Raw genomic sequence first — 9981 nt, 5'->3', positions numbered from 1 at the left:
CTCATCTAGGCCTGCAATCGCTGTTGGTAAAAACAAAAGGCCCCACATTGCTGTGAGGCCTTTTATTGAAAAGAGGTGAGTTGGCCGATAAGCCGGGTCCTGTCGTGGACAGTTATTCATCTAGGCCTGCAATCGCTCGCAGGCTCAAGCAACCTACCCGGTCCCAACGCGAGCAGCGCCATACGGGACCCTATTTGGTCTTGCTTCGGGTAGAGTTTACCTTGCAACGGACTATTACTAGCCGCCCGGTGCGCTCTTACCGCACCCTTTCACCCTTACCAATCCGAAGATTGGCGGTCTCCTCTCTGCTGCACTTGTCGTCGGTTTACACCGCCCAGGCGTTACCTGGCACCCTGCTCTGTGAAGCCCGGACTTTCCTCCCCGTTCATAAATGAACGCAGCAACTGTCTGGCCAACTCGGCGCGGATTATAGCCTAAGCAGGTCAAACACTCCAACACTTATCGGCAGCAAGTCATTATGGCCTTTATAAACCAATACTGAGGCCATGTTTGTACAACGCATTTTTCTTCAGGCCATGAATTTGAGCAGCCAACGCGGCGGCTTTCTTTAGCGGTAATTCAGTGCTTAATAAACTCAAGGTTTCAATGGCAACAGCTGGAATATCAGCGGTCTCTTCGCTGCGATGGCCATGACACATCAACACTATCTCACCTTTTTGCTGATTGGGATCGGCCTCCACTTGTGCCAATACAGATTGCGCATCACCACTGAGAAAGGTTTCAAATGTTTTGGTTACTTCTCTGGCCATCACAATTTGTCGATCGTCACCAAGCGCCGTCACTATCGATTTCAAACTGTGGACAATGCGATGCGGTGACTCATAAAAAATCAATGTACGTGGATCTTCTCTAAGGGCGGCTAACTTGTCGAGCCGGCCTTTCTCTTTGGCAGGTAAAAAGCCTTCAAAAGAGAAGCGATCCGATGGCAAACCTGAGGCGCTCAATGCGGTTATCGCGGCGCACGCACCTGGCAGAGGAATCACTTTGTAACCAGCTTGACGTACTTGCGACACTAAATGGTAGCCCGGATCGGAAATCAACGGCGTACCGGCATCTGAGATCAATGCCACAGATTGAGCATCGGCAAGCAGCTTGATAATGTCTTTGGCTCTGTCACGTTCATTATGATCATGCAGCGCAATTTTTTTGGTTTCAATACCGAAGTGACTCAATAGCTTACCGCTGTGACGCGTGTCTTCACAGGCAATCAAGCTCACCTGCTGCAACACGTCAAGTGCGCGCTGTGTGATGTCTGCTAAGTTGCCAATTGGGGTTGGCACTACATAAAGTGCGACCGTTAGGTCCATATCTACCTCGGTATTCATTGTCACAAGACTTTCGTCAAGCGTAAGAGAAGGTTAAACTACGGACAGCATCTTACCAGAGTGAAGCCCTGTGTTAAAAAGACTGAATTCAACTAAATTTATCTCGGTCGCGTTATTTTCGTTAGTCTTATTTGGCTGCGCGACAACTAAAGCACCAGAGAAACAGGAAGTTAAAGACATTTCTCTGGTGAGCGCACCTTTGCCTGCCTCGCAATATTTAGCCGACGCAGCACAGCAAAGTGATGCCCAAAGACGCGACAAACTGATGCTATTAGCAGCACACGCCTTTATTAATCAAGGCGACAGCGGCAATGCCAGAAAAACACTGACCTCGATTAAGCCGACTTTAGGCAATAATCCCACGCTGCAAGCCGAGCACCTTTACCTGTCTGCTCGCGTACTAGAGATGACCTCTACCTACGATGAGGCTATCGCCTTACTGAACTACCCAAGCCAGTGGCAACTGCCTGATTGGCAGTGGGTAGCTTATTATCAGTTCAAAGCCCATTTATACCAATTGACCCACCAGCCGATTGAGCAAGCTCGTCAGTTAAGTTTATTAAGCCAGCATTTACCGCCACAGCAAGTGACGGAAGTCAGCGACGAGATTTGGCAAATTTTGCAACCCATGCAAGAAGAGACCGTATTGGCGTTCAGCCAAGATAGTGACAACCCGATTTTTGCTGGTTGGTTACAGCTTGCTTATATTGCCAAACATTATGCGGTTGATCCCAATCAATTGATCACTCATTTGGGCAATTGGCAGCGTCAGAACCCGCAACACCCTGGGGCGATTAAACTGCCGACTGACTTAGAAAATGCGCTGAATGCAAAGCCTTATACACCTAAAAACATTGCGGTATTACTGCCTTTATCCGGTAAACGCGCCGCGCTGGCAGATACCGTTAAACAAGGTATTATTTCCCGCTACCTTGCCGATGCTGATGATTCTGTCACGTTGAACTTTTTTGACTCAGCACTCGGGGCCACCACCGCCTATCAACAGGCCGTTGACGCCGGTGCTGAATTTATTATTGGGCCGTTATTACAATCAGAAGTGGAAGAGTTGCAGCAACTGCACAGTACCCCAACCACTGGCGATGTAGAAACCGCGCCAGCGACGGTACCGCAACTTTTTTTGAACCATGTCGATAATTTTGAGCCTAACAAAGACCAATTTTACTTTGCGCTGTCGCCTGCCCATGAAGCTGCCGATGCCGCGCAAAAGTTATATGACGATGGCATCACTACGCCGCTATTGCTTGCTAGCAATAACAGCATAGGTAAACGAATGGCACAGGCATTTGATGAAGCTTGGTTGGCACTCACCGATAAACCGGCAGAGATTCATTATTATGATGCTGGCGATGAGATGAAAGTGACAGTACAGAAATCGCTTGGCGTTATTGACAGCAAAGAGCGTATCGCGCGCATTAAAGCGTTAATCGGCAATAAAGTTGAAGCTGATTTCCGTTCGCGTCGTGATATCGATGCAATATACATGATTGCCAGTAGCCAAGATTTACCGCTATTGAAACCGTTTATTGATGTCAATTTTAGTGTGTTTACCGACCCTGTGCCGCTATACACCACCAGCCGCAGCCGCATTGAGTCAAATCGTGCGCAATCGGTACAAGAGTTAAATAACTTAGCCATTAGCGATATTCCATGGTTACTTAAAGACAGCAACGAGACCGCCTTAGTGAGCGAGTTGTGGCCAAGATGGACCAACAGCCAAAAGCGCTTATACATTATGGGTTATGATGCGCTGGAACTGGTCAATAAGCTGGCACAGATGCGGGCGCTACCTGGTTACCAATATGCCGGACGCAGTGGCATACTGTCGGTCACGTTAGATGGAACAGTTAATCGCAAGCTAAGCTGGGGACGTTATCAACGAGGGCGCTTACGCGCAATGTAGTTGAATAGCCAAGGGCAACACGCTGAACTAGCAGCGCGCAAGCACTTAGAACAACAAGGACTGTGTTTTGTTGCCAGCAATGTTCGTTTTCGTTTTGGGGAAATAGACCTCATAATGAAGCAGCAAAAAACCTGGGTATTTGTTGAAGTTAAATATCGCAACAGTCATCAATTTGGTGGCGCAATAAATGCCCTGACTCAGGCCCAAATAGGCCGTATACGCAAAGCCGCAAGTGCGTATTTGCAGCAACACAATATTCAGGCTCCATGTCGATTTGACGTGGTGGCGATTGAAGCCAATAACATCACTTGGCTTAAGAATGCTTTTTAATGGCTTAGCAACCCAGTTGTTAATCCATTAAATATAAAAATTTGAATTATATACAGGATTGTCCTTATGTTAGAACGTATCAAAGACAGCTTTACTCACTCTATCCAGACTAAGATTGACGCATCAGAAGCGTTACCAGAATCCATTGAAAAGGCCGCCGAAATGATGGTGCAATGCCTGCTAGGTGGTAATAAGATTTTGGCTTGTGGTAACGGTGGTAGTGCCGGTGATGCGCAACACTTTTCAGCAGAGCTGCTAAACCGTTTTGAAGTAGAACGTCCACCATTGCCTGCGATTGCACTGACAACTGATACCTCGACCATTACTGCTATTGCTAATGACTATAGCTACGATGAGATTTTTTCTAAGCAAATCCTTGCACTTGGTCAGCCTGGTGACATCTTGCTTGCTATCTCTACTAGCGGCCATTCTGGCAACGTTATTAAAGCCATTGAAGCAGCCCTAAGCCGTGATATGACCATTGTTGCACTTACCGGCAAAGATGGCGGTCCAATGGCAGGCCTACTCAGCGTTAACGATGTAGAAATTCGCGTGCCTTCAAACAGCACTGCACGTATTCAGGAAGTTCACCTGCTGGCTATTCACTGCCTGTGTGACAATATCGACCGCACCTTGTTCCCACAGGACGAGCAAGCATGAGAAAACTGCTGCCATTAATCGCCATTGTATTAATGCTGCAAGGCTGCGCTGGGGCCGTAATGGTCGGCGCAGTTGGCGGCGCAGTAATGGTTAATGATGAGCGCAGTTTCTCCACCCAATTAGACGACACGAATGCCGATTTCACCATTTCGAGTGCCTTGTCTAAACACGAAGATTTGCAGAATCAAACAAATATTAGTGGCATTTCCATGAATGGTAATGTGTTGATGATAGGTCAGGCACCTAACTCAATGCTACGTGATAAAGCCATTCGAGTCGTACAAGAGCTTAAATTGGGCGGCAAGATCCATAACCAGATCCGTATTGGAAACCCCACCTCTTTTACCACGCGCAGTAACGATACTTGGATCACCACCAAGGTGAAAAGCCGCATGTTGGGCACAGACGATTTAGACGTGACCCGCATTAAAGTCATCACTGAAAATGGCGAAGTGTTTCTGCTTGGCATTGTTGAGCGTCAGCAGGCTGATTTAGCCGTCGACGTGGCCCGCAACACCGCGGGAGTGCGTAAAGTAATCAAGGTGTTTGAATACCCACGCAGTTAATCTTGCTTGGGCATCAACCCTACTTATGCCTTAGCTGTTATCCCCTGACAGCGCAACGGCTTTATTGCTACTAGCTCGACGTATATGGCGCAAAGTGGCCGGTAGTAACAAGGATGGTAATACCACTAGCATCACCCCCAACCAGCTCAGGGCATCGAGCCACTCATCAAACCATAACCAGCCAAAGAACACACAAAACAGCAGTCCAGAATACTCAGCAACGGCAATGTCACTAGCCTGTGCTCGGCGGTATGCTAGTACACACAGCCAATGATAAACCAACAGTACAACATTACTCAGCAGCGCTATCCACAAAACTGGCCAACTGATCCCCTGCATTCCTTGATAGAGCGCAACAACAAATAGTACAGGCACCGCAAACAGGTTAAAGGCTAGCAATGTGACGCACACCGGCTCATTCGTAGACACTTTACGCAGCGCCAATTGATTTGCACTGAAAATTAGCGCGGCAAGTAACACCACAATACCAAAGACATTCATTTCACTGGGGCGCAATATGATTAACACCCCCACAAACCCCAGTAAGGTAATCACAACTTTTAAGCCACTGATCCTTTCATCAAGTAGCCACCAGCCCAGTAAGATGATCTAAATAGGCGCGGTGAAAAACAACGTACTGACAGTGGCAAGCGGTAAGCTCATTAGCCCCATCACTAAGAACAGGCCACCAATTGCACCACTGCTTCCCCGCAGCATGTGCAGCTTAAGGTAAGCGGTTTTCGGGCGGCCGTAATACCACCATATGGGCAACAGCATCAACACAGATGTTGCCTGGCGAATCAATAAAAACGTGGCGGCATTGGCTTCGTCTGGCAACAATTTAACCGTCACATCATACAGTGCACTAAATAAGTTACCGCCAATCAATATCAACAATGCGATCGCTACAGGAGTTTTCATGCCGGCGCCTAATTTGCTATTTTCCCGCATGATAGCCGCCACATTACCTGCAGAAAAATGATGTTTTTTAATGGATAATGAATTAAATTCATACTATGACCGCAATCACACAATTGAATTCATAATGAGAAAAATGCCACCGTTACGGGCACTACAAGTATTTGAGGTTGCCGCTCGACAGCTGCACTTTTCTCAAGCAGCACAAGAGCTATGCATTACCCAGAGTGCTGTTTCACATCAGATAAAATTACTTGAAAATCACTTTGATACCGCCCTATTTCATCGCAAAGGACGCGCATTTTCACTCACTGATAAAGGCTTACTGCTGTATAAAGAAGTGACCAGAATATTTAATGAGCTAGCGGAAGTTAACCAGCAAATTTTAGGACAACCGAATGCGGCTGTGCGCTTAGCAGTCTTTAGCTCATTTGCGGTGAAATGGTTGATTCCTCGGCTGACTAGCTTTAGACAGTTGCATCCAGAAATTAAGGTGCGGCTCGATATGATCACCGATGAGCCTAGTCTGTCAGATAGTGTCGCCGATATGTTCATTACTGGACAAAGTCAGCAACAACACTATTTTCAGCGTTTATTGCACAAGGAGCGGTTAATCCCAGTATGCAGCCCTGGGCGCTTACAACAATTACCCATTCAAGATATTGACGCCCTATGGCAACATCCGCTGCTGATTGTTGATGAGGGGCCGCTCGGTCTGGATTGGCACAACTGGTCTAGTGCGAATGGCATCGTCATACCGAGCCATTGTCAGCACCACCTATTTAGCCACGTGCTATTAGCCGTAGAAGCGGCCATTGCCGGACAAGGTGTGGCGCTGGCCTCTGACTTTATGGTAGAAAGTGACATTGACAATGGCAAGCTCGTTGCCCTGCCTTTACCCAGCGTCAACACCGGATTTGAATTTAACTTTTTGTGCAAACAACGGCGCTTACAAGAGCCTGCTATTGCGACCTTTAGTCATTGGCTTTTTCAGCAAACTATCGACAATGTATAATTCAAATCGCGGACACAAAAAAGCCGACCTAAGGTCGGCTTAATTTATTGAATAAACTGCTGCTACACTAGCAAACCAATTTTTTCGTAGACTTTTTTCACTGTCACTTCAGCGCGCGCTTGGGCTTTTTCTGCGCCGTCTTTCATTACCTGATTTAGATAAGTTTGATCGGCTCTGAACTCATTATAACGAGCTTGTAAAGGCTCTAGCATGCCAACCACAGCTTCACCGGCCGCCACTTTAAGGTGACCATACATCTTGCCTTCAAAATCAGCCTCAATGCTAGCTATGCTTTGTCCAGTCACACCTGACATTAGGCTAAGTAGGTTAGACACCCCTGGTTTGTTTTCAACATCAAAACGCACTACTGGCGGCTCGTCACTATCAGTCATCGCTTTCTTGAGTTTTTTCATTACCGCTTTGGGATCTTCAAGCAAACCAATAACGTTATTACGGTTATCATCCGACTTAGACATTTTCTTCAGTGGATCTTGCAGCGACATCACTTTGGCACCAAGCTCAGGAATAAACGGCTCAGGAATAGTGAAGGTTTCGCCATAGGCGTTATTGAAACGGGTCGCAATATCACGAGTCAGCTCCAAATGCTGCTTTTGATCCTGTCCAACAGGGATCTCGTTAGCTTGATACAACAGGATATCGGCAGCCATTAATACAGGATAACCGAACAACCCCACGTTGATATTGTTGGCATGCTTTTGTGACTTGTCTTTAAACTGAGTCATGCGATTTAGCTCACCCATTTGGGTGTAGCAATTAAGAGCCCAACTTAGCTGAGTATGCTGTGGTACTTGAGACTGGATAAATACCGTGCTCTTTTTAGGGTCAACACCACAGGCTAAATACAGCGCCAACGTGTCTAAGCAGGCTTCTCTTAGCGCCTTAGGATCTTGTCTCACCGTAATCGCATGGAGATCAACAACACAATATAGGCAGTCATGGCTGTCTTGCATAGCAACCCATTGACGTAACGCGCCCATGTAATTACCAATGGTTAATTCACCAGACGGTTGGGCACCGCTAAGAACGATAGGTTTACTCATTTGTTTTGTTACTCCATTTCATTTGGACGATGGCTGACATGAGCCAAAATTTCACTAAACTGTTCACAGACGGCATTTGGGCCGGACAGTGAGATATCTTCACCGTAGTTGTAGCCATAGGTCAAGCCTATGACACTAATACCTGCAGATTTTGCCGCAAATATGTCATTTTTCGAGTCACCCACCATCAAAAGCGCCTCGGTACTGAGCTGCCAATGGTCTAACAGGTGATTTAGCGGCATGGGATCTGGCTTCATTTTTTGTAGCGAATCCCCACCTAGCACCACATCAAATAGCGCATCTAGGGCAAAAGCCTTTAATAGCGGCACCGTAAATTGATAGGGTTTGTTGGTCACAACTGCCAAGCGAAAACCAGCCTGTTTAAGTTCAGCTAGGACTTCACCCACGCCACTGTATAGCCGACTATGTTGTTGTAGGTTATATTGGTAATGCTGCATAAATCTTGGCATCACTTGTAGCAAGTACTGCTCGTCGGTCACCTGTGTCGCTTTAGCCGTTAAAGCGCGCTCAACCAGTTTTTTTGCACCATTGCCGACCCAACTTCTGACGTCGTCTTCTGAGCAAGTATCAAAGCCTAACTCGACCAACAAGGCATTAGTGGCCGCAGCGAGGTCGGGAACGCTGTCAATCAGCGTTCCGTCTAAATCAAAAGCTATCGCGGTGACTGTCGAAAAAGCCATTGATTAACCATCAACTTTAGCAAGTTCAGCACGCATTTGGTCAATCACAACCTTATAATCTGGCTGATTGAAAATAGCACTGCCGGCAACAAACATATCAGCTCCAGCTGCAGCGATTTCAGCAATATTGTCCACTTTCACGCCGCCATCTACTTGCAGGCGAATATCAAAACCACTGGCATCGATACGCTCTCGCACTTGCTTAAGTTTATCTAACGTTGACGGAATGAACGACTGTCCACCGAAACCTGGGTTAACCGACATCAATAAGATCACATCAAGCTTATCCATTACATGATCAAGGTAGTGCAAAGGTGTACCTGGGTTAAATACTAAACCTGCTTTACAGCCAGCTTCTTTGATAAGTTGTAAGGTACGGTCAATATGCTCTGACGCTTCTGGATGGAAAGTAATGATAGACGCACCCGCTTTAGCGAAATCAGGCACAATACGATCAACAGGCTTAACCATTAGATGCACATCGATATCAGCGGTCACGCCGTAATCTCTTAACGCTTTACATACCATTGGGCCAATCGTTAAATTGGGCACGTAATGGTTGTCCATCACATCAAAGTGAACCACATCAGCGCCGGCATTCAATACCGCGTCAACGTCTTCACCTAGACGGGCAAAATCGGCTGAAAGAATCGAAGGTGCTATTTGAAAAGGTCGCATACTAAACTCACAATGGGCTGTAGAAGAAGTATGCTATTCTACCTTCAGATGACCCTAGGCTCTATAGCCCTAGCCCCATTTTGCCGACTCTTGTATACATTCGATTGATATTTTATCTCAAGTAAGCACTTTGTTATAAAAAGGTGTTCAAAATATAAACGGATTTGCTATAATCGCGAGACCTAAAATGTTTGCGTGATTAAAAGGATGTCGTGATGAAAGCAAGGACTAAACTTTCAGCTAGTATAAAATCAGCAACGTTACTCGCTACAATGGCAGTGATCGTGGCCGGGACGGCCGTGGGCGTTCAACAGCTCAATAACGATGAGTCTGCTTCTGCGTGCGTGTGTGATGCCAGCAGCACCTATAACTCTGCTCTCCCAGCCAGCCACCCTAACAACCGCTGTGCTGATCAATCTCATAACGTCAGTTGGAAGAATTGGTTTACGGGTAAGAGTCGCTCTGGACAATTCCACTTTGTTGATTTGCTGGAACTGCTTCATGGGCACCAAGATAGCCCAATGGATGATGTACCAGCTAACAGCAATCAAACCCGACGCTAGTTTCAGTGTCACAGCTCCTGCAGCTTTTTACTAGCACGCTTGCCGCCTTTTTCGGGGTACAAACTGAGAGCAACCGCAGCCGAGACTTTCAATCGCAATCTCCCATACCATTTATCATTATGGGGATTGTGCTGGCTGCAGCCTTAGTTATCGGATTAATATTGATGGTAAAATGGGTGTTATACCAATCAGTATAAGAATTTGATCTACTCAGCGCGCTTT

General features: G+C 46.6%; 11 protein-coding genes, 1 other RNA gene and 1 pseudogene. 7 read left to right on the top strand and 6 right to left on the bottom strand.

Annotation, left to right across the window (positions count from 1 at the left end; genetic code table 11):
* Nucleotides 1–72: 72 nt before the first annotated feature.
* Both rnpB and rsmI read right to left on the bottom strand, forming a co-directional pair.
* Nucleotides 73–420, bottom strand: an RNA gene (gene rnpB / locus L865_RS24710) — RNase P RNA component class A.
* Between the two features lie 65 nt (nt 421–485).
* Entirely contained in the window at nt 486–1328 is an 843-nt protein-coding gene (gene rsmI, locus L865_RS0122495) for a 16S rRNA (cytidine(1402)-2'-O)-methyltransferase (RefSeq protein WP_028775278.1), read from the bottom strand.
* An 88-nt stretch (nt 1329–1416) separates the two neighbouring features.
* On the opposite strand from rsmI, the gene L865_RS0122490 reads away from it, so the two are divergent.
* The 4 genes from L865_RS0122490 (at nt 1417) to dolP (ending at nt 4823) form a co-directional block, all read left to right on the top strand.
* Nucleotides 1417–3267: a penicillin-binding protein activator gene (locus tag L865_RS0122490; protein ID WP_028775277.1), complete on the top strand. Its 1851-nt coding sequence runs from the start codon at nt 1417–1419 to the stop codon at nt 3265–3267.
* On the top strand, nt 3268–3597 hold the full coding sequence (locus L865_RS0122485) for a YraN family protein (protein WP_028775276.1): 330 nt from the start codon (nt 3268–3270) through the stop codon (nt 3595–3597).
* A 66-nt stretch (nt 3598–3663) separates the two neighbouring features.
* Nucleotides 3664–4257, top strand: coding sequence for a phosphoheptose isomerase (locus tag L865_RS0122480; protein ID WP_028775275.1), 594 nt, complete (start codon nt 3664–3666; stop codon nt 4255–4257).
* Entirely contained in the window at nt 4254–4823 is a 570-nt protein-coding gene (dolP, locus tag L865_RS0122475; protein ID WP_028775274.1) for a division/outer membrane stress-associated lipid-binding lipoprotein, read from the top strand. The genes L865_RS0122480 and dolP overlap by 4 nt, the downstream gene beginning before the upstream one ends.
* 30 nt (nt 4824–4853) lie before the next feature.
* Here the strand turns inward: dolP and L865_RS24405 are convergent.
* Nucleotides 4854–5744, bottom strand: a pseudogene (locus L865_RS24405) (DMT family transporter).
* 124 nt (nt 5745–5868) lie between these two features.
* Here L865_RS24405 and L865_RS0122465 point away from each other — a divergent pair.
* The gene (locus tag L865_RS0122465; protein ID WP_028775273.1) at nt 5869–6756 is read left to right on the top strand and encodes a LysR substrate-binding domain-containing protein; all 888 of its coding nucleotides are present in this window, start codon (nt 5869–5871) and stop codon (nt 6754–6756) included.
* A 62-nt stretch (nt 6757–6818) separates the two neighbouring features.
* Here the strand turns inward: L865_RS0122465 and trpS are convergent, their stop codons facing one another.
* From trpS to rpe, 3 genes are read right to left on the bottom strand one after another with little or no spacing between them, the layout of a single operon-like run.
* Nucleotides 6819–7817, bottom strand: a complete 999-nt coding sequence (trpS, locus tag L865_RS0122460) for a tryptophan--tRNA ligase (protein ID WP_028775272.1) — start codon at nt 7815–7817, stop codon at nt 6819–6821.
* A gap of 8 nt (nt 7818–7825) precedes the next feature.
* Nucleotides 7826–8518, bottom strand: coding sequence for a phosphoglycolate phosphatase (locus L865_RS0122455; RefSeq protein WP_028775271.1), 693 nt, complete (start codon nt 8516–8518; stop codon nt 7826–7828).
* A gap of 3 nt (nt 8519–8521) precedes the next feature.
* On the bottom strand, nt 8522–9196 hold the full coding sequence (rpe, locus tag L865_RS0122450; protein WP_028775270.1) for a ribulose-phosphate 3-epimerase: 675 nt from the start codon (nt 9194–9196) through the stop codon (nt 8522–8524).
* Nucleotides 9197–9411: 215 nt separating this feature from the next.
* Here rpe and L865_RS0122445 point away from each other — a divergent pair, with 215 nt between their 5' ends.
* Nucleotides 9412–9759, top strand: a complete 348-nt coding sequence (locus tag L865_RS0122445; protein ID WP_028775269.1) for a hypothetical protein — start codon at nt 9412–9414, stop codon at nt 9757–9759.
* A 5-nt stretch (nt 9760–9764) separates the two neighbouring features.
* Nucleotides 9765–9956: a DUF2970 domain-containing protein gene (locus tag L865_RS25335; RefSeq protein WP_084632623.1), complete on the top strand. Its 192-nt coding sequence runs from the start codon at nt 9765–9767 to the stop codon at nt 9954–9956.
* The last annotated feature ends 25 nt before the right edge of the window (nt 9957–9981 follow it).

Origin of the sequence: Shewanella waksmanii ATCC BAA-643 (genome assembly GCF_000518805.1) — a bacterium.
Taxonomy (GTDB): Bacteria; Pseudomonadota; Gammaproteobacteria; order Enterobacterales; family Shewanellaceae; genus Shewanella; species Shewanella waksmanii.
This window is presented reverse-complemented; position numbering and strand designations above follow the sequence as displayed.

Bases quoted from the DNA above. Each gene is read 5' to 3' on its own strand.
- rsmI (WP_028775278.1), bottom strand. From the start codon at position 1,328: ATGGACCTAACGGTCGCACTTTATGTAGTGCCAACCCCAATTGGCAAC.
- trpS (WP_028775272.1), bottom strand. From the start codon at position 7,817: ATGAGTAAACCTATCGTTCTTAGCGGTGCCCAACCGTCTGGTGAATTA.
- rpe (WP_028775270.1), bottom strand. From the start codon at position 9,196: ATGCGACCTTTTCAAATAGCACCTTCGATTCTTTCAGCCGATTTTGCC.
- L865_RS0122445 (WP_028775269.1), top strand. From the start codon at position 9,412: ATGAAAGCAAGGACTAAACTTTCAGCTAGTATAAAATCAGCAACGTTA.
- L865_RS0122465 (WP_028775273.1), top strand. From the start codon at position 5,869: ATGAGAAAAATGCCACCGTTACGGGCACTACAAGTATTTGAGGTTGCC.
- L865_RS0122480 (WP_028775275.1), top strand. From the start codon at position 3,664: ATGTTAGAACGTATCAAAGACAGCTTTACTCACTCTATCCAGACTAAG.
- dolP (WP_028775274.1), top strand. From the start codon at position 4,254: ATGAGAAAACTGCTGCCATTAATCGCCATTGTATTAATGCTGCAAGGC.
- L865_RS0122455 (WP_028775271.1), bottom strand. From the start codon at position 8,518: ATGGCTTTTTCGACAGTCACCGCGATAGCTTTTGATTTAGACGGAACG.